Source organism: Clostridium taeniosporum (assembly GCF_001735765.2).
Taxonomy (GTDB): Bacteria; Bacillota; Clostridia; order Clostridiales; family Clostridiaceae; genus Clostridium; species Clostridium taeniosporum.
The window spans coordinates 1424681-1445528 of the sequence record NZ_CP017253.2 but is presented as its reverse complement, the minus strand read 5'-3'; the positions used below and the strand labels follow the sequence as shown (position 1 = coordinate 1445528).

The following is a 20848-nucleotide window of genomic DNA, read 5'->3' as shown; positions in this document are numbered from 1 at the left end:
TATTTTAATGTTATAATTAAAGTATAAACTATACAAAAGCATGAAAACATAAGACCTTATGTCCTACTTGTATTAAACTTGTCTAATTAATATTTTTTATTATATTAAGGCATATGAAAATAAATAACAATTAAAATATGTTACGGATATTTTATGAAATACAATAACTTGGATTCTGATATTAGTTATGTTACTTATTAGGTTCCAATGAAATAACAGTTCACAAAATAACATACTTACTAGTTATATATTTGAATGTTCTTAATTATTAAATACTACGGGATAAATAGAAATCGTTATCTTAAATTAAGTATAAAAATTATAATATATGATTATAAAAATATTTTTATTGAATTATCATATATTTAACTATTGGTGAAAGGTGAATTTTATGAACGATATTAACTTAAATATAAAGCCTAAAGAATTAAGATATGTTACTGTATATAATCAGTTATTTAAAATGATAAATGAAGGTACTTTTAAAGAAGGCAGTAGACTTCCTTCTGAACCTGAATTAGCAAAATTTATTGGTGTAAGTAGAACTACTTTAAGGCAAGCTCTTGCTTTACTTCAAGATGATGGTTTAGTAAAAAATATTCGCGGTAAAGGTAATTTTATAATAAAATCTAAAACAAATAAGAATATTGGTTTAGAAAAAATAGGACATCCAGTTTACAAATCTTTAGACGAAGAGATTGATGATGTTGAAATTATTTTACGTATAGAACCATCTACAGATTATTTTAATAAAGTTTTAGTAAAAAATACTGCTGCAGTTGTTCTTATTGATAGATGGTATAAACATAAAGGGAAAGCAGTAGCTTATACTTTTACATTAATACCAATTGAAACTATCTCATCACTTAATATTGATTTAAACAATAAAAAACAATTAAAAAATTTTTTAGAGAAAGAACTTTATGAAATAGCTAACGATATATTAATTGAATTAAAATATTCAACTTCTGGAAATTTTGCTGCAAAACAGCATCCAATTGCATCAGAAGATAAGTTTTATTTAATTCAAGAAACAATATATAAAGATAATAAATTTCCAATAGTCTCAAACAAACATTATCTTCCAATAAAATCAACATATATAAAACTTCATCCTACAAAATAAAATCAAAATGTGTTATATCATAAATGTTGATTTGTTAAAAACTGAAAATAAATATATATAAACTATTCAAATAGTGTAAAATTTATTCAATAATTTTACAAATGAATAAAATAAAAAAACATCAATTCTAGTGTAAAGCTAATTTGCAAATATCAAATCCACTAATAAATGTAAGTTTATTTAGAGGGTGCTTTTGAACCCTCTAATTTTTATTCTTCATTATCTATACCATTATCTTCATAATTTACTTTATCGCCTACTAAGTGATAATTTGTAGTAATATCATTTACTGCTTTTTGCGTTCTTATTCCTGAATCATTGTACTTGTAACTAATGGTATTTCCATTGCCTGTTATTGATGCAAGTCGTCTTCCCCATTCCCAAAGATAAAAAATGGTTTTTATTATATCCCATAACAATCGAAATTAAAATTTTAAAATTGCAAAAAGTACAACAGCAGCAGCTATTCCAAAGACTACATTAGAACTATTATTTCCAAAATAAATTGATAATATCCTATTGAAAATGCGCCCAAACATTACACCGCATATTCCTATTGATGTCATAGTATACTTATTATTTTTCTTCTTCATTTTTATACTTTATCATAATAGGTATTAAAATAAATATTAATAAGAAACCTACTGAAGAAATATAAATATTATCTAAATATATACCTATTGCCATTACTATTGAAGGTATTGCTATTGCTAATGCCCATAATATAGCTAAATATTTTTTGCTGTAAATAATCCCAATTAATCCTATAATTGAAATACATAAAGCTACTGTTACAATTATTATTCTAGAATTTTCACCATATTTTGAAACAATATATCTAGTAAATATTATAGCGATTATGGTTAAAATGCCACCTAAATTCGGAACTATTTTTTTCATATTTATCATCCCCCGTAGTATCTATCTTTTATTCCACTTGAAATTTTATCTATATATACACCTGTAATTACACATACTCCAAATCCTATACCTGACATTAATAATGCTGGTGTTCCTGCAGTTACTACAGCTGCTGTCCCTAAGCTTATTACTACTCCTGCACCCAATCCAGCTACTGCAGATAATACATCTATTCCAGCCCCTACGCATTCTCCTTTTATCAAGTTATTACTTAAATCCCATGCCACAAATCCAACTGTACCGGCTACACCTAAAGCCTTTTTACTAAACTTAATACCTTTACTAAGATTGTTAACATACTTACCTAAAGTTAAGGTATTAAAGCTTTTCCAAACCTTTTTTTCTTTTATAAAGGTTCCAGATGCCACCTCACCAATTTTATCAATACTTCCTGATATTGTCCCTTTTTTAGCACTAGTCTTATAATCAAAACTCTTTTTTATATAGCCAGACTTATAATTATATCTGTTATTCATTATCGCTAATGATACTTCTTTCATTTCATCTGTCTCTTCGCTAAGACTTGCTGAAAATATAGGTCTAAATCCATTTTCATCTTTCATATTTACAGGGTTATTCTTGCAGTAAGCAAATAAGTTATGTACTAATAATTCTCCCGTTTGCCCTATTATACCGTCCGCATTAATAAATCTACCCCACTCTGGATTATAATATCTACTTTGCAAGTAATACAACCCAGTTTCAGTATCATATCTATATCCTCTATATCTGTAAGGGTTCTTATATCCAATACTTTCTGTATCATTCGTTATGTCAACACCACTACCATCTTTTATGGATATAAGCTTACCCCATGAATCATAGGAATAGCTAGCAATTTGTGTTTCAGTGCCATCAAATAACCCTATAATGTCTCCTTGAGCATTTCTGATGTAGTAGTATTCTCCATTGATATCAGGAGTTGTACTACTAGTTATACTCATACTTACAAGTTGTCCTGAAGCATCATAAGTATAATATATCTTATCAATACCATTATCTTCATAAGTTACTTTATCACCTACTAAGTGATAATTTGTAGTAATATCATTTACTGTTTTTTGTGTTCTTATTCCTGAATCATTATATTTGTAGCTAATGGTATTTCCATTGCCTGTCATGGATGCAAGTCGTCTTCCCCATTCCCATGAATAAGTATATCCATAATAGGTTAATGGGTTCCCTGTAGCATCCCCATTATCAAAGGTATAATAAGCTAATAATGAAGCATCTAAATTACTACTTTCAGTCCCCCTAGAAAACATAATAGATGTTGGCTTATTATCTTTGTCATAGCTATAGTAAGTAGAATAAGTTTTTGTTTCTCCAGTATTAATAGTTTCCCTTACAGCACTTAAATCGCTATTTATATTAAAGCTGTAGTTTAATATATTTCCTTTATTATCTGAAACCTTTGTAAGCCTATTAGATAAATCATAAGAATATCTATAGTTTACTTCATTTACTAAATCTTCATGGTATCCAAGATTGCCATTTGCATCATATGAATATTTAAATTCTTGATTATTAAAAATTCTTGATGTTACTCTGTCTAAATCATCATAATTATTTTTTACAACATGTCCATTTCCATATTGAGACTCCTTAAGAAGCCCTGTTTCATAGTTTTTATCATAAGCTGCATTGTAATATGTCCCATAGATGTTAGTAATAAGATTTTGATTTCCTACTGACACAGTAGTATTATTTTCTAAAGAATCATAATCAAAAGTATAACTAAAACCATTATGAGTTATAGTATCAAGTCTATCTTTTTCATAGATATAGCTATTTAAAATTTCTTTACCCTCTGCAGTCTTTTTAACATCTGTTAATGTATCAATGTTAGGATCATATAAATAGCTGGTAGTTGATCCCTTTGCATCAGTGACATTATCTAAGGTACCTTTTGTTTCATTATAATCATAGGTAACCTTATTTCCTGAGCTAGTAGAATGAAAAAAGAGCAGATAAGATCTTGTTAATTCATCTTATCTGCTCTTTTATATTAATTTAAAACTTGTCTATAGAAATTTTTTCATATTTGAGATATTTTGTTATATTACACTAAAACTTGTTCTAGCATCATTCTCTTCAGTAATATATTCTAAATCAGAAATATTACCTTTAATTACATTACTTTTAAGAGTTTCAATGACCGAGCTATCATCTACATATATTTCATAATAAAATACATCTGAGCATAAAATAACTATCTTACATTTACTTTTTATAAATTCATCATAATTTTCTATATGATTAGGTACAGAATTCGGCGGATATGCTTTTATATTTGCAGAAATAACAGTATAACTTTTTTCTTGTATTATTTCTAAAAACCCCTCCCCTTTAATATAACTATTCTTAAATATCGATTCATTTATATCATTATACACTTCATCTTCTGAAATATGCCACCATAAATTTTCAATTTCTATTCCACGTAATATTGTCCATAATATATGTTCATCGCGATCATCTACCTTAAAACTTATGCCTCTCATTGTTTTCCTCCATTGCATTATTTATATTTTCTGATAAGTAATTTTTCTATAACTTAAACTTCATAATATTGAAACTACTATTTATTTTAAGGTGTTACAATATTTGCAGGAATTGTCCACCATAAAGGTGGAGCAAAGGATGGTATCATTCTTAAACCTCTATATATTAAATATGTTCCACCAGCCACACCAATGGAAACTTTAGCCTTTGTACCAATATCAGAGTACCAAGGACCAGTAGCCCATTTTCCATTTTTATTATAACCCCAATCATGTTCGTGAGGCACCTTTGAATGTCGTTTTGGATTACCGTGGTCAGTATAATGTTTATCCTTTGAAGCACGACCATCTGGCCCATACCATCGTTCTTTTGTTAAATTTCCATTTTTATTATATTCTCGTCCAACAGAATTGGGCTCACCACTTGCACCAAGACTAGCTTTTACCATATTCACAGCTGATGAAATAACATTGCTAACATAAGCTGTTACATTATCAACGACAGATTTTACCGTATTAATAACAGTATTAACAGTGTCTTCAACAACATCACCTATGTAGTCTAACCAAGCTGGCCATTGACCACTTGGGTCATCCATGTTAACAGGATTATTAAAACAATACTGAAACATATTATGCCCTTGAATATTTCCTATTTGCCCTACAGCTGTATCCGCATTAATAAATCTACCGAACTCAGGATTATAATATCTACTTTGTAGATAATAAAGTCCAGTCTCAGTATCATATCTATACCCTCTATATCTATAAGGATTCTTATATCCAATACTTTCTGTATCATTCGTTATGTCAACACCACTACCATCTTTTATGGATATAAGCTTTCCCCAAGAATCATATGAATAGCTAGCAATTTGTGTTCCAGTACCATCAAATAACCCTATAATGTCTCCTTGAGCATTTCTGATATAGTAGTATTCCCCATTGATATCAGGAGTTGTACTACTAGTTATACTCATACTTACAAGTTGTCCTGAAGCACTATATATATTATATCTTATCCGTACCAATTTTAATTCGGTTGAAAAAACGCCAACAAGTATTAGCACTTGTTGACGTCTTATTGTTAACTTAAATTAGCCTTTTATAATTTTTATATACAACAAATTTTATCAACGGTATTACTCTTTACTCTCATAAACACTTACATTTCAATTAAATATTATAGTTATCTAATTCCAGTAAATTTTTGTTATTTTCCTTTAATATTATTAAATTTTTAATAATATTATTCATTACGGTTTAATTTTTTCATTACTTTTATTAATATAGGATACATAATTAAAGCTATAAGTAGACTAAAACCTACCATATCCATATTATCTCTATATAATCCTATTCCTCCAATAATCATTGGTAATGAGATTATTATTAATTGAATAGCTCCTTTATAATATCCCATAACAATCGAAATTAAAATTGCACAAAGTACAACAGCAGTAGCTACTCCAAAGACTACATTAGAACTATTATTTCCAAAATAAATTGATAATATCCTATTGAAAATGCGCCCAAACATTACACCGCATATTCCTATTGATGTCATAGTATACTTATTATTTTTCTTCTTCATTTTTATACTTTATCATAATAGGTATTAAAATAAACATCAACCCAAATCCAAATACCCCTAAATATAAATTGTCTAAATACATGCCTATAGTCATAACTAATAAAGGTACTATTAAAGAAAGTGCTATTAATGTAGCTAAATATTTCTTTTTATATATTATACCTACTAAACAAAGTATTGAAACTACTAAAGCTGCAACCATAATTTTAATTCTTATATCTTCTCCATATTTGCCTACCATAAATCTGCTAAATCTTATAGTCAACAAAACTACTAATACACCTAAAAATGCCCTGTTCTTCTTCAAATCTATTGCCTCCTATAATCTTTATCTTTTATCTCACCTGAAGCCCAATCAATGAACATGCCAGCACCAACAGACACTCCAAATCCTATACCTGACATTAATAATACTGGTGTTCCTGCAGTTACTACAGCTGCTGTCCCTAAGCTTATTACTACTCCTGCACCCAATCCAGCTACTGCAGATAATACATCTATTCCAGCCCCTACGCATTCTCCTTTTATCAAATCATTACTTAAATCCCATGCCACAAATCCAACTGTACCGGCTACACCTAAAGCCTTTTTACTAAACTTAATACCTTTACTAAGATTGTTAACATACTTACCTAAAGTTAAGGTATTAAAGCTTTTCCAAACCTTTTTTTCTTTTATAAAGGTTCCAGATGCCACCTCACCAATTTTATCAATACTTCCTGATATTGTTCCTTTTTTAGCACTAGTCTTATAATCAAAACTCTTTTTTATATAGCCAGACTTATAATTATATCTGTTATTCATTATCGCTAATGATACTGTCAAGAATCATTTGAAAAGAATACATTCTACTATATTTTCTTATTAGCACATTTTATTGTAGCGAGTTTACTGATTTTTATAGCGAGTTTTAATGCTTAAAAATTCAAATCATTCTATACCTAGTTTTTTTCTATTTTCCATTGTGATACCCCATATCTCCTCTATAGGTACCACTCTCCTCGAACGCTTCTCTAGTTCTGGTCCTTCTGCCCACAAAAATGGATATACTGAAATCCCCATATCGCCAGCTACTTTTTCAACTTCGGAGTTCCAGCCTTTCCACCTAAATGTCTCGTAGAATTTATCTATACCACCTGTAAAAGTCCAATAAACGAAGTCTGAAAACTTTAATTCCAGGTCCTCCCACTCCAATGTATCAGGTGGAAGATAGAATATGTTTCCTGACTGTCCCTCAAATGCTCCTCCATTAATTGCAAAAAAACCTCCTAGAACATCATCTGCAACAAGTAATGCTCCATCTAATCTAGGGCTGCTATCTCTCAATTTGTTCCATGTCGAAATATCTCTATTAAAGCTATCTGCTCCACTTCCCAAAATTCTAATCCAGCCATGTTCTATAACTATTCCACCTGTATGGTATGCTATAGCTCCTAATGGCGATTTGGTTGTTACCTGCAAATCAACCAGAACTCTTTCAGCATTTTCTTTATGACATGGTAGAAATTGGACTTGATTTGACGCTTCTCTCTGCCACTTTTCTAGAAGTTTCCATGCAGATTGTGATTCATTAATTAATTCATTTATCGATTTCATTCACTTCATTCTCCTTTTGTAGTATAGTTAATCTCCAACCCTAATCCTAACTCTTGTTCCATCTGGGAAAGCTCTTAACCTATGACCAAGCCAAGAACCTGAACCTCTATTGTCTGATGGATTAAGGGGTCTTACGCTAGCACCTGCTCCCCCTTCTTTAAACATAGCTGGAGGATACTCATCTAAATCCTTTGCTTTTACTTTTGGTATACCTTTCAATGACTCTTTCCTATTTGATTTTGCCTTACTTCTATCAACAGTCAACGTATCTGGATGTCCACTTTTTATAGCATCATCTACGTGCTGAGCTGTCTCTGGGTATTTACTTCTCGGAATAACAACCTCGACATCTGCATCTTCTGGTGTATCTCCATCACTTACAGAGGTTTCGGCATCGCTATATGTCATGTGATGATTCTTATAATATTGATATCCTCCATACGCCAGCAATCCAACACCGACAATAGCTACTCCAATTAGTACTTCTGGTGCTGCAACAGCTGCTACAACTGCTTCAGCGACATCTGCCATTATATCAAGGAATGTAAATGCTAACAGCCCATTATGCCCATCTGGATCAGACATGTTTACAGGATTATTCTTACAATAAGCAAACATATTACAAGACAGTAAGTCTCCTACTGTTCCTACGTAGTCATCAGCATTAATAAACCTACCCCACTCAGGATTATAATACCTACTTTGCAAGTAATACAGCCCAGTCTCGGTATCATACCTATACCCTCTATATCTATAAGGATTCTTATATCCAATACTTTCTGTATCATTCGTTATGTCAACACCACTACCATCTTTTATGGATATAAGCTTTCCCCAAGAATCATATGAATAGCTAGCAATTTGTGTTTCAGTGCCATCAAATAACCCTATAATGTCTCCTTGAGCATTTCTGATGTAGTAGTATTCTCCATTAATATCAGAAGTTTCACTACTAGTTATATTCATACTTACAAGTTGTCCTGAAGCACTATATATATTATATCTTATCCGTACCAATTTTAATTCGGTTGAAAAAACGCCAACAAGTATTAGCACTTGTTGACGTCTTATTGTTAACTTAAATTAGCCTTTTATAATTTTTATATACAACAAATTTTATCAACGGTATTACTCTTTACTCTCATAAACACTTACATTTCAATTAAATATTATAGTTATCTAATTCCAGTAAATTTTTGTTATTTTCCTTTAATATTATTAAATTTTTAATAATATTATTCATTACGGTTTAATTTTTTCATTACTTTTATTAATATAGGATACATAATTAAAGCTATAAGTAGACTAAAACCTACCATATCCATATTATCTCTATATAATCCTATTCCTCCAATAATCATTGGTAATGAGATTATTATTAATTGAATAGCTCCTTTATAATATCCCATAACAATCGAAATTAAAATTGCACAAAGTACAACAGCAGTAGCTACTCCAAAGACTACATTAGAACTATTATTTCCAAAATAAATTGATAATATCCTATTGAAAATGCGCCCAAACAGTACACCGCATATTCCTATTGATATCAATATATACTTTCTTTTATTCTCCAATTTTATCACCTCCCATAATAAACATCTTTCCTATATGTCGCATATTTATCTATTAATCTGACTTACGGACAGTTAATAACCAAATAATTTCCAATATCATTTTTGAGAAAAAAATTAATCTGAAAATAATAAAAAACCACCAATTCTAGTGTAAAATTGATTTGCAACAGCCAATTTACATAGAAAGGTGGTTTATTATGATCAATGATCAAGAATATATTACTACAAAATTGAAAAAAACACTAGAGAAAATGATACCTTTATCTTCAAAAAGATTAAATAACTTAGTTGCTATGATTATTGGAATCATAATTTCAAAAACAGTTGTATTGTCTGAAATAGCTCAAGAGCTTAAAGATTCGTACTCTTCTGGCACAGAAGAAAGTAAAATTAAGAGACTTCAAAGATTTCTAAGTAATAAATCTATTAATCCAGAAAAGCTATATGAATTTTATATATATAAATTCTTAAATAAATATAAAAGTACTTCAAATTCTCTATATATAATATTTGATCACACCACTATTGAAGATAAATTTGTAATATTACAATTCTCTCTTAAAGTTGGTAAAAGGGCTCTTCCACTTTGGTACAAAATGTTTCGATATAAGGAAAATGGTAATAAAGATTTCAAACATATAAAAGAAGGTCTTAAATTTTTACATAAAGTTTTAGCATCTTATAATTATAATGTAACATTACTTGCAGATAGAGGCTTTAAAAGTGTAGCTTTATTTAAATTTATAGATGAAGAGCTTAAGTGGAAATATTGTATTAGATGTACTAAAGATTTAAGTGTAACCATAAAAGGAAAATCAAAAATAAAGAAATTAGAAGATATAAAACCATTAAGTAATAAAGGAAAAAACTTTTATAATATAAAATTAACTGCTCAAAATTATAATTGCAATTTATCCGTTTGCAAAGCAAAAGACGCGGAAGAAACTTGGTTTATAGCACATAATTTAGAAAAATCTCTTGCAATAAGAGAATATAAAAAGAGATTTCAAATTGAAGAAATGTTTAAAGACTTTAAAAGTGGTGGTTTTAATTTAGAATCTACTTGGAGCATGAATATTCAATATATAAAGATGCTTTATTTTTGTATTTCAATAGCTTATTGCTTCATAATAACATTAGGAATCTCTTGTAGTAAAGATAAAAATAACACTATTATTGGAGTAGTTAAAAATTTAAATGGTAGAAAAGTAAGAATTTACAGCTTATTTAGATCTGGATTAAAATGGTTTAAAAGATGTTATTATTCAAATAGAAATGAATATTATCTAAAATTTTGCTTTACACTTTATGAAAGTTAATGTTTAAAAATCTCATTGACATAATACACTTGAATAGTTTTAATTTTTCATTTACATATTAATTCAGTTATGTAATAAAATCTCATTATAAAAATAAATAGAAAACCATAATAATCAATTTAATCAATTATTATGGTTTTATTTAAATTTATTACAAATAACTGTCCGTAAGTCAGACCTTCATTCTGTCTTTTCTTATGTCCACCACATTTTCATTAGAAAAATTATTTTTCACTAGAAACTTATTGAAAGCTTGTAGACTATTGATTTTCTTGTTGATGGTTGCTATCTCGTATTGACTTTCAATGATGTGGTTTCTAAAGCTTGTGACGTAGAACCTTTTCAGTTCCCCTTGAAATTTCACTCCCATGTTTTGAAGATAGGCTACAAAGCCAGCAATGTCTCCGACGTAGCTTTCAATAGTTTTTGCACTCTTTCCATCCTCCTGTAAGTATCTTTTGAATTTCTCCACAAAGTCTGTTGCCATGCCTATTCTCCTTTCACTTGATTTTTGGCAAAAGAAAAGAGCTAACGCTCTGAACGTTAGCCCTCAATATTACTATGACTATAATATATATTTGATTTTTCTTTTGATACGGCTGAAGATATGCTACCCTCACTGCAGAATTAATATTATGCAGTAAAAATATTTCTTACTTATGGCTATTAATATAATTTATTAACCATACTTCAACGTTTCAAAGTTTTTGCAGTTAATTAGGCTTTTTTCTGTAGTTAGCTAATATTACTTTACCCTCTATAGTTTTTGCTAATCATGGCTTTATTCTGCTTACTTTAGCTCCGATACTACAATTTTACTACATTTCTATAGGTTGCTTGCTTTCACAGAAGGTGTCCAAAGCCTCATAAATGTTATTACCTAGTTTAGCGAGATAATTATCAAATGCAGCATAAACCTCTCCATTTTCGTCCATTATTAGAACCAATTGTTCATTCTGTGTTTCACCTATGACAACAACTGATTTTCCAACTCTTTCTTCGTACTCAAGTACATTACCTCTATAAATCCCATTGATAGCTCTAATAGGGTCAATATATACTTTGTCAGTACATTCAGGTCTTCTGAAAGCTGGTATAATTATATCCAATCCTCCAAATTTCTTTAAAAATTCTATAATAGTTTCGCTTATCTTATAACCTTCACTCTTATATGCCTCTTCATAATTTGAAATATCAATATTACGAGAACTATACCATCCTGATTTCGTTAAACACTCGATTACTTTATTTGGTATATTCATATTCTATTTCTCCTTTACTAATTAGTTACTACATTTGCACCGAAAATTGTTACCCTACAATTTGGACACATTGGGAATGCTGTTCCCTCTCTAATTTTGAACGTTGCTACACTTAAATCCTTAATTTTTGCACCATCTAACAGTGCTTTATTAACCGCATTGAACTCTGCACAATTTGCTGGAGGTCTCATTGTTAGGCTAGGATTTGGGATACGGCTTTTTAGCAGAGGGTGTATAGTTTCCGAAATTGTTCCACTTTCAGCTTGGTATACTTTTCCCGTAACTCTACTTACTGCCGTAGATGTTGCTCTAGGCAATTTACTTATTTGAGAATTTGACAGACCATTTTTCAATTCAGAAACACGCTGTTGTCCATACTGTACCGCACTTGCCGCAGCTGCACTTGTAGTTATTCCAACATATGCTGTTTCTGCAAGATACCCTAATCCTGCTCCTACTAATGCTCCAGCAACATATCTCCAATCTACAGAACCTGTAGTATAGTATGAATATGCGGCTCCTGCTATACCACCTACTACTGCACCTGCAACTGCCCCAATTATCCACCAAGCTCTACCATCAGGGTCTAATCTATTTACTGGATTATTACCACAGTATGCAAATACATTATGAGATAATAATTCTCCTACTGTTCCACCTTCTGAGTCAGCATTTATGAAACGTCCCCACTCAGGATTATAGTACCTACTTTGTAGATAGTATAATCCAGTCTCGGTATCATATCTATACCCTCTATATCTATAAGGATTCTTATATCCAATACTTTCTGTATCATTCGTTATGTCAACACCACTACCATCTTTTATGGATATAAGCTTTCCCCAAGAATCATATGAATAGCTAGCAATTTGTGTTTCAGTGCCATCAAATAACCCTATAATGTCTCCTTGAGCATTTCTGATGTAGTAGTATTCTCCATTAATATCAGAAGTTTCACTACTAGTTATATTCATACTTACAAGTTGTCCTGAAGCATCATAAGTATAATATATCTTATCAATACCATTATCTTCATAAGTTACTTTATCACCTACTAAGTGATAATTTGTAGTAATATCATTTACTGTTTTTTGTGTTCTTATTCCTGAATCATTATATTTGTAGCTAATGGTATTTCCGTTACCTGTCATGGATGCAAGTTGTCTTCCCCATTCCCATGAATAAGTATATTCATCATAGGTTAATGGGTTCCCTATAGCATCATAAGTAATCTCTTTTCCATTAAAGTTGGTTAATTTATCCTTCCAATTAGTATCTCCATAAGTATAATTTACTGTGTTTGTAGCTCCTAAAGGTGTTGTTAATGGGTCTGTATAAGGATATTCAACCTTGCTTTCAAAATTTCCTCCATCATCATAAGAATAAACAATAGTTTTGTTTAATACTTGATTATCTTCTCTTATCAGTTCATTAAGTTCATTATAGCTATATGTTATTTTTTTATTATTTTCGGTAATAGTTTCAATATTACCATTAGGATCATAAGTATAAGCTATACTTTTACCGTTATTGTCTATAGATTCAATCTTTGTTGTAGTTGCGCCATTAATTCCATCTAAATAACTATAATTTGTAACAAAAGAATTTACACCGCTATTTATAGATTTTTGTTCCAATCTTCCTATGGAATCATAACTATTATTTATTGTTGATTTATTATTGTATAAATAACCTACCTCATCAACAGTTAAATCACGATTATATATTGCTAATTCATCAATTTCTCCTTTAAATAAATCAGTGACACTGCTTCCATCCCAGTCTTGACCTAACGTCCAGCCTTTTCCTTTGGTACTTCCAATGACTCCATTTATATCTGTGTTCCATAATTCTTCATTATTTTTATATACAGTAACATGAGACTTTGTATCATCAACCTTCTTAATTACTGCTACTAAATGTTGATAGTCTTCTGTTTTAGCATCTGCTCCATTTGAAGAATAAGATTTATCTCTAATGTTAACCTCATAACCATTGTCCCAAAATCCCATTAAGAATATGTTATTTCCATCATCTGTATGCTTTCCTAAGAAACATTGCCCATCAGTATTTTTATCTGGTTTTAACCATAAGCTGACAGTAAATGTATCTGATGTATCAAAATCATTAAACTCCACCCACTGATACCCTGCAGGAGTTTCTCCTGATAATTTTATTGCCTTTCCTTTTGCACTATTAACAAAAGCAGGATTACCATGGATAATTCCATTATATCCATTTCCACTAAGGTCTGTAGCATCGCCATTATCAAAGGTATAATAAGCTAATAATGAAGCATCTAAATTACCACTTTCAGTACCCCTAGAAAAAATAATAGATGTTGGATTATTATCTTTGTCATAGCTGTAGTAAGTAGAATAAGTTTTTGTTTCTCCAATATTAATACTTGTAAAATAAATAAACCATGCATTAATAAAGATAAATTATCTTTAAATGCACGGTTTATTCATTTAATATTTGGTAAAATATGTCTTTATAAACTTAATTTAAATTCCTTTTTTATTATTAAAAACTCTTCTAAATCATTTAGAAATTGAAATAATAAAGCTCTATTTTCAAATTCATCTCTATTTGCAGGTAAACTCATTGATTTATAATCTCTTCTTAATGAATTTAATTTATTAATTAAATTTATACAATCATTATATTCATATATATTCATAGCAATATCATTTGTAAACTCTGATAATAACTTTGTTTGCTCATATGTCATATAAAATTTTGAAAAATGCTTTTTCATTCTTTTAATTGTATCTAATTGAAGCATTCTCATGTCTATGTATCTAATATAATAATAATCGTTTTTTAATATGTAATTATTGTTTATTTGTTGTGCTATTTCCTTAGTGTTTTTTATTAATTTTTCTGAATCATTTAAAATTTGTTGTTCATATATTGGTACTGACTGAGTAACTAAGCTTAAAGCCATATCTGATAGAATTATTCTATAATACTCTTCTATTTTTTCTTTATTACTTTCGAATTCTTCTTCTAAAGATACTGTATATAAATTAAATGCCATTGCTACCCCAATTCCTATTATAGTTAAGTTTATTTCATTAGTAATCCAATAAAAATTTATATTATTACTACTTAAAAGATGTGTAGATAAAACAGCACCTACTATGGTTCCTTCTGTTATTTTAGCATATTTAGTTATAGGTATAAAAATTAACAAGAAAATTCCAAATATCACAGGAGTATTTCCTAATAACATATATAATACATAAGACAATGCTATTGCTATTATAGATGCCAATATTCGCCTCACCGAAATAATCATAGCCTCCCTCTTAGTATTTTGAATACTTAAAATGGCTATTACACCTGATGTTACAGCAAATTCTATTCCTATATAATTTGATATAAAAATTGCTATAGTAGCTGCTAATGCAGCTTTAACAGTTTTAGATTGAAAATATTTCCCCATTTAATTCACATTCTCCTAAAATATTTCTTCTTCTTTTTGTATATTAATAATTTCTGCATCAGTATTATCTTCTATAAAATTTATTATATTTTCGTAAGTTGAATCTATTTGTGCTGAATTTCCACATATTCCCGATATACCTATTACCATAATTTTATGTATATCTTGCTTATCTATTTCAGCTACTGATATGTTAAACTTATTTTTTAATCGCTGTATTATACTTTTTATAATCATTCTCTTTTCTTTTAATGACATTACCCATGAAGCTCTTAGGGTAATCTTTAACATTAAAATCTTCACAATAAAATCAACACCTTTCAATATTTTTTTATTTAATGCCTAAAAGTATCACTTCTTTTCTACCACTACCAATATAGGTGAAGTTTTACTTCTATTTAAAAAACTATGATGCATAACTCCAAACTCACCTTTATCTAATGTTTTTAAATAATCTAATATATAATGTTCTTCTTCTTTTCCTTCATTGTGCCCTCTGTAAATACAAATTGTCATTAAGCCACCATGTTTTAATAATTTTAATCCTAATTTTATACTTTTTAATGAAGTAATATGTTGAGTAGTAATTTCCTTATTCCCACCTGGCAAAAATCCAAGATTGTACATTATGCAGTCAACTTCTTCTTTTATATATTTATCTAAAAGTTCATGAGAATCATTTATAATCATAACATTATCTTTTTGCTTCTTTAAATACTCTTTACAGGCATTTTCTTGTATGTCAAATGAATAAATCATTTTGAAATTATTGGACAAGAATTCCGTGTCATATCCATTGCCTAATGTTGCATCTACTGCTATCATCTTATTATCTAAAAATTCCCTAATTATGTAATGTGAAATATTACTTATATCTGCTACATAATTAAATTTTTTAACACTACTATTCATAAAATATTCCTCCTTAACTATTTTGATTATATCAAATAGATATGTTATTCTCAAAAAAAGCAACTAAAAGCTGATTTCTGTATTAAACAGAAGTCAGCTTTTTTAAATTCTTAAAAATTAACTTACTTATTCATAATAACATACTATTGGAGTTCCTTGCTCAATATTTTCAAATATTTTTTGTGCTAAATAAGATGGTGCATTTACACATCCATGCGATCCATTTGATTTATAAATATTCCCTCCAAACTGATTTCTCCAAACTGCATCGTGTATACCAATTCCCCCATTAAACGGCATCCAATATTTAACTTTTGTTTCATAAGTATCACCTTTTAAAGTTGCATCTTTTTGCTTATAATTTAAGATATATACCCCTATAGGAGTATCATGTCCTAAATTTACATTTCCAGTTACTATATCTCCTTGTGTAATTATACTCCCCTCTTTATAAAACCATAAATGTTGTTTAGTAAAATTAATTTCTACATAGGTTTTTCCAATATCATTAATCTCTCGACTTGATGCTTTTTGACGATATATAGGTTCTCTAGTAATATTTTCTCCACTTTCTACTATATTTATTAAAGCTTTAATCTCTTCTTCTACATTTATAAGCCATCCATAGTTTCCTCCAGTAACTTTTACTTTGGTTCCCATAGAAGTTGAAAATTCTCTAGTCCTTGCCACAGTATTATATACATTAGCTATTTCATTAACATAATGCCTTATCTTTTTCTCATCAAAAATTATATTTAAATCATTATCTACTAAAAGCCATTGATTGATTATTGATCCATCTAATAACTCTCTCCTATCTCCAAAATCATAAGTTATTTTTGATAATATATATTTATTTAATTTATCATTAACTTCTATCACTTTTGGTGAATCAGATGTATATTTAGGATTTTCATAGCAATCACTTTCTTCTAAATTCAATATATGTGCTCCATTATTTATTGATTTAACTACATTGTTATATAAAACATCTTTTTTAACTTTGTTTCCATAGGTTTCCTCTAAAATAATATATTTATTATCTAAATATTTAAAACTTGGATTTGAAGGTTGTACTACTTTATTTTCATCAAAGCATGATAAATTTTCTAAATATTTTTTTAATAAATTTTCATCATATGAAGTTAAATTTATATTTTTATAATTAGATGATTTAAAGAGTTGTAAAATCCATTTAAAAGGTTTCTGTTCATTTTTTAACTGTTGTAGTTTTTCTTTTGAATCATATTTCAAACCAATGTTTGTACTTAAAATTTCTTCTTTAATTCCATCACGTTCTTCTAATTCTAATTTATATGATTCTATTTCATTTGAAATTTTTGCATTAGCTTCATCTATATTTTTGCATGAAATATTAACACCATTTATCACTGTTCCAAAATAAAAATGATTAATAAAATAAAATGATAAAATAAAATACATTATAATAAAAATAATTCCTATATATTTTAAGTATTTTACCTTATAAAGCTTATTCAAAGTAATTACTTCCTTTCACATATTAAAATAGTATAATGTAAAAATACTTATTCTAAAGTTAATTCTTTTCATTATATTAAATTATTAAGTTATTTATTCTATTTTTATATGGAATGTAATTTCTTTAATATAAAAATTGTACCTATTTTATATAAATTGATATAATACTAATTAATGATAAATAAGTAAAATATATAACTATCTTTGATTGAGGTGATTAAATTTGATATTCTCTACTATTAATATCAATAAAGATAAACCTATTTATTTACAAATAAAACAACATATTATTGATGGAATAAAAAAAGGAGAATTAAAAAAAGATAGCAAACTACCTTCTACAAGAGAAGTAAGTAAGCTCTTAAAAATAAGTAGAAATTCTGTAATCTCAGCTTATGAAGAATTAGAGAGTGATGGTATTATTATATCTAAAAGAGGCATAGGTACATTCATAGCCATAGAAAATGAAGCAAAATGTTTTCCCTACAACATAAACTACTCTTCTATGACAAATGATTATTCTAATAACCTTAAAAATTTGGATATAATAAAAACAGAATTACCTAATAAAAAAGATTTTATTTCTTTTAAATCCATAGCTCCTGAAAGCGACCTCTTTAATCTTGATGATTTTAAACGTGCTTTATTAGATGCATGGACATATGAAAATACTAATCTTTTAAACTATGGATATGCTAAAGGATACAAGCCTTTAATAGACTATTTTTTGGATTATATGATAAAAAAAAGAGTTAATATAAAGAATAAAGATATTTTAATAACAAATGGATTTACTGAGGCTTTTGATATAATAATTTCTTCTTTAACTAATAAAGGAGATACTATTATTTGTGAAAAACCTACACATAATACTGCTATAAAAATAATGAAATCTTATGGTTTAAATGTTGTTCAGGTTGATATGGATAAAGATGGATTAAACTTAATTGAATTAGAAAAAAAACTAGATAAATATAATCCTAAATTCGGTTATTTAATACCTTCTTATAATAATCCAACGGGTATTGTAACTAAAAGTGAGAGACGAAAAGGTATATATAATCTTTTTAAAAAATTTTCAGTACCTATAATAGAAGATGGCTTCAATGAAGAACTCTTATATTCTAGTTCACCTGTTGAACCCATTGCATCATTAGCTGGAGAAGGAAATGGTATAATCTACATAGGTAGCCTTTCGAAAATTTTATTTCCTGGTCTTAGAATAGGTTGGATATTTGCAGATGAAAAGCTTATAGATGTTTTAGAAAGTGTAAAACGAGGAAAAAACATCCATTCTTCTTTCTTAGATCAAAGTGCCTTTTATTATTATCTTAAAAACGGTTCTTTTAGTAAGTATTTAAAAAATGTTAGAAAATATTATAAGGATAAGTATAACTTAGTTGTTGAAATGATAAATAAATATATTCCTTATGAATATATAACCGGTGAAGGTGGTCTTCATATTTTTGTTAAATTAAAGAATAATATAAATTCTAGAGAATTGTTAAATTTATGCTATAAAGATGGTGTTGTTTTTATGCCTGGAGATATCTTTTATGAAGACAATATTGATAATAATACATTTAGAATAGGATTTGGTAGAGTAAATGAGAAAGACATAAAAAATGGAATTAAAATTATAGGAAAAAATATAAAAATTTTATCTAATAAGGCAAATGTGCCTAAATACAAGTTATAAAAATTTATTTTACCTACTAATTATCATTAATCTAATTTATTATAATCAATCAAACCACTATTTATATAAATTAAAAACTTAGTGGTTCTTTCTTTATTATTATTCCTTTAATAAAATAATATATAGATATAGAATAAAAATTATAATTTGTTATGGTTAAACTATTAATATAATGTACTAGTGAGGAAGATTGTAATGGAAAAAATAATGAGACCAGTATGGGCTGAAATAGATTTAGATGCAATAGCTTACAATATGAAAAATATAAAAAGTCTAGTAAATGATAAAGATGTAATAGCCGTTGTAAAGGCTGATTGTTATGGACATGGTGCTTTGGATGTAGTTCCTACATTACTTGAAAATGGTGCTTCTAAACTTGCTGTTGCTGTTTTAACAGAAGCAATTGAACTTAGAAATAATAATATAGATGCTCCTATTATGATACTTGGATATACTCCAGAATATTTATTTGAAGAAATAATTAATTATGATATAGAACAAACTATTTATGACTTAGATTATGCAAAAAAGCTATCAGATTTAGCTATTAAATTTAATAAGAAAGTTAAAGTTCATATTGCTATAGATACAGGAATGGGTAGAATTGGATTTATCCCTAATGAAAAAGCTTTAAATGATATAAAAGAAATCTATTCTTTAGAAGGATTAAATACAACTGGTATATTTACTCATTTTTCAACTTCTGATGAACTTAACAAAGAATATACTAATGAACAATTTAATAAATTTACAACTTTTATAAACAAGCTTTCAAACATTGGAATTGAAATCCCAATAAAACATATATCAAATAGTGGTGCTATTATTGATATGCCAAAAACTTATTTAGATAGTGTAAGAGCTGGTATAATACTTTATGGATATTATCCATCTGATGAAATAAAAAAGAAAATTTAAAATTGAAACCTGCATTAACTTTAAAAGCTAATTTAACACGTATTCAAGAATTTGAAGAAAATAGTTATATAAGTTATGGTAAGACATTTAAAACTAAAAGAAAAAGCATAATTGCAACTTTACCTATTGGATATGCTGATGGATACTCTAGACTGCTTGCACCAGGTGCTAAAGTAATAATAAACGGACATTTTGCTCCAGTTGTGGGTAGAATATGTATGGATCAATGTATGATTGATATTACTGATATTGGTGAAGTTACTATTGAGGATGAAGTTATAATTTTAGGAGAAAGCGGAAACTTAAAATTAACAGCAGATGATCTTGCTGAATTTATGGGAACAATAAATTATGAAATTCTTTGTATGCTTAAATATAGGATTCCTAGAGTTTATATTAAAAATAATAAGATATCAAATGTTAGAAATTACCTTTAATCTATTTAAATAAAATTTCTTTTGTAAAATAT

General features: G+C 28.2%; 22 protein-coding genes and 1 pseudogene. 4 read left to right on the top strand and 19 right to left on the bottom strand.

The window, feature by feature from the left end; genetic code table 11:
• Positions 1–391: 391 nt before the first annotated feature.
• Entirely contained in the window at positions 392–1126 is a 735-nt protein-coding gene (locus tag BGI42_RS06775; RefSeq protein ID WP_069679605.1) for a GntR family transcriptional regulator, read from the top strand.
• A gap of 209 nt (positions 1127–1335) precedes the next feature.
• On the opposite strand, the gene BGI42_RS16205 is transcribed toward BGI42_RS06775, so the two are convergent.
• The 12 genes from BGI42_RS16205 to BGI42_RS06720 all read right to left on the bottom strand — a co-directional run bounded on the left by BGI42_RS16205 (position 1336) and on the right by BGI42_RS06720 (position 9318).
• A complete protein-coding gene (locus BGI42_RS16205; protein WP_069679604.1) occupies positions 1336–1545 on the bottom strand; it encodes a hypothetical protein in 210 nt (69 codons plus the stop codon).
• Positions 1546–1551: 6 nt separating this feature from the next.
• Positions 1552–1719, bottom strand: a complete 168-nt coding sequence (locus tag BGI42_RS16040; protein WP_158523393.1) for a hypothetical protein — start codon at positions 1717–1719, stop codon at positions 1552–1554.
• On the bottom strand, positions 1703–2026 hold the full coding sequence (locus BGI42_RS06765) for a hypothetical protein (protein WP_069679603.1): 324 nt from the start codon (positions 2024–2026) through the stop codon (positions 1703–1705). Before BGI42_RS06765 ends, BGI42_RS16040 begins: the two co-directional genes overlap by 17 nt.
• 5 nt (positions 2027–2031) lie before the next feature.
• Positions 2032–3744 (bottom strand): RHS repeat domain-containing protein, encoded by a 1713-nt coding sequence (locus BGI42_RS06760; RefSeq protein WP_069679602.1) that lies wholly within the window; start codon positions 3742–3744, stop codon positions 2032–2034.
• 360 nt (positions 3745–4104) lie between these two features.
• On the bottom strand, positions 4105–4551 hold the full coding sequence (locus BGI42_RS06755; RefSeq protein WP_069679601.1) for a DUF2691 family protein: 447 nt from the start codon (positions 4549–4551) through the stop codon (positions 4105–4107).
• A gap of 86 nt (positions 4552–4637) precedes the next feature.
• Positions 4638–5582, bottom strand: coding sequence for an RHS repeat-associated core domain-containing protein (locus BGI42_RS16035; protein WP_158523392.1), 945 nt, complete (start codon positions 5580–5582; stop codon positions 4638–4640).
• Between the two features lie 218 nt (positions 5583–5800).
• A complete protein-coding gene (locus tag BGI42_RS06745; RefSeq protein ID WP_069679599.1) occupies positions 5801–6145 on the bottom strand; it encodes a hypothetical protein in 345 nt (114 codons plus the stop codon).
• Positions 6129–6452, bottom strand: a complete 324-nt coding sequence (locus BGI42_RS06740) for a hypothetical protein (RefSeq protein WP_069679598.1) — start codon at positions 6450–6452, stop codon at positions 6129–6131. Before BGI42_RS06740 ends, BGI42_RS06745 begins: the two co-directional genes overlap by 17 nt.
• Before the next feature lie 2 nt (positions 6453–6454).
• Positions 6455–6949 carry a hypothetical protein gene (locus BGI42_RS06735; protein ID WP_148665656.1) on the bottom strand — a complete coding sequence of 165 codons (495 nt, stop codon included), beginning with the start codon at positions 6947–6949 and terminating at the stop codon, positions 6455–6457.
• Positions 6950–7075: 126 nt separating this feature from the next.
• Positions 7076–7741 carry a DUF2625 domain-containing protein gene (locus tag BGI42_RS06730; RefSeq protein WP_069679596.1) on the bottom strand — a complete coding sequence of 222 codons (666 nt, stop codon included), beginning with the start codon at positions 7739–7741 and terminating at the stop codon, positions 7076–7078.
• 27 nt (positions 7742–7768) lie between these two features.
• Positions 7769–8758: an RHS repeat-associated core domain-containing protein gene (locus BGI42_RS06725; RefSeq protein ID WP_125461015.1), complete on the bottom strand. Its 990-nt coding sequence runs from the start codon at positions 8756–8758 to the stop codon at positions 7769–7771.
• A 218-nt stretch (positions 8759–8976) separates the two neighbouring features.
• Positions 8977–9318, bottom strand: coding sequence for a hypothetical protein (locus BGI42_RS06720; protein WP_069679594.1), 342 nt, complete (start codon positions 9316–9318; stop codon positions 8977–8979).
• 197 nt (positions 9319–9515) lie between these two features.
• Here BGI42_RS06720 and BGI42_RS06715 point away from each other — a divergent pair, with 197 nt between their 5' ends.
• A complete protein-coding gene (locus BGI42_RS06715; RefSeq protein ID WP_084023850.1) occupies positions 9516–10637 on the top strand; it encodes an IS4 family transposase in 1122 nt (373 codons plus the stop codon).
• 172 nt (positions 10638–10809) lie between these two features.
• Here BGI42_RS06715 and BGI42_RS06710 read toward each other — a convergent pair whose 3' ends face one another.
• From BGI42_RS06710 to BGI42_RS06680, 7 genes are all read right to left on the bottom strand, one after another.
• Complete coding sequence (locus BGI42_RS06710) at positions 10810–11124, bottom strand: site-specific integrase (RefSeq protein ID WP_069679593.1); 315 nt, start codon at positions 11122–11124, stop codon at positions 10810–10812.
• Positions 11125–11455: 331 nt separating this feature from the next.
• On the bottom strand, positions 11456–11899 hold the full coding sequence (locus BGI42_RS06705; protein ID WP_069679592.1) for an SUKH-3 domain-containing protein: 444 nt from the start codon (positions 11897–11899) through the stop codon (positions 11456–11458).
• Positions 11900–11916: 17 nt separating this feature from the next.
• The gene (locus BGI42_RS06700; RefSeq protein WP_069679591.1) at positions 11917–14037 is read right to left on the bottom strand and encodes an RHS repeat-associated core domain-containing protein; all 2121 of its coding nucleotides are present in this window, start codon (positions 14035–14037) and stop codon (positions 11917–11919) included.
• A gap of 356 nt (positions 14038–14393) precedes the next feature.
• Positions 14394–15350, bottom strand: coding sequence for an aromatic acid exporter family protein (locus tag BGI42_RS06695; protein WP_069679590.1), 957 nt, complete (start codon positions 15348–15350; stop codon positions 14394–14396).
• Positions 15351–15365: 15 nt separating this feature from the next.
• Complete coding sequence (locus tag BGI42_RS06690) at positions 15366–15653, bottom strand: DUF503 domain-containing protein (RefSeq protein WP_069679589.1); 288 nt, start codon at positions 15651–15653, stop codon at positions 15366–15368.
• Positions 15654–15701: 48 nt separating this feature from the next.
• Positions 15702–16262 carry a tRNA 5-(aminomethyl)-2-thiouridylate-methyltransferase MnmM gene (mnmM, locus tag BGI42_RS06685; RefSeq protein ID WP_069679588.1) on the bottom strand — a complete coding sequence of 187 codons (561 nt, stop codon included), beginning with the start codon at positions 16260–16262 and terminating at the stop codon, positions 15702–15704.
• 126 nt (positions 16263–16388) lie between these two features.
• On the bottom strand, positions 16389–17762 hold the full coding sequence (locus BGI42_RS06680) for a L,D-transpeptidase family protein (protein WP_069679587.1): 1374 nt from the start codon (positions 17760–17762) through the stop codon (positions 16389–16391).
• A gap of 223 nt (positions 17763–17985) precedes the next feature.
• On the opposite strand from BGI42_RS06680, the gene BGI42_RS06675 reads away from it, so the two are divergent.
• On the top strand, positions 17986–19461 hold the full coding sequence (locus BGI42_RS06675; RefSeq protein WP_069679586.1) for an aminotransferase-like domain-containing protein: 1476 nt from the start codon (positions 17986–17988) through the stop codon (positions 19459–19461).
• Positions 19462–19656: 195 nt separating this feature from the next.
• Positions 19657–20816 (top strand): annotated as a pseudogene (alr, locus tag BGI42_RS06670) (alanine racemase).
• Positions 20817–20848: the final 32 nt, after the last annotated feature.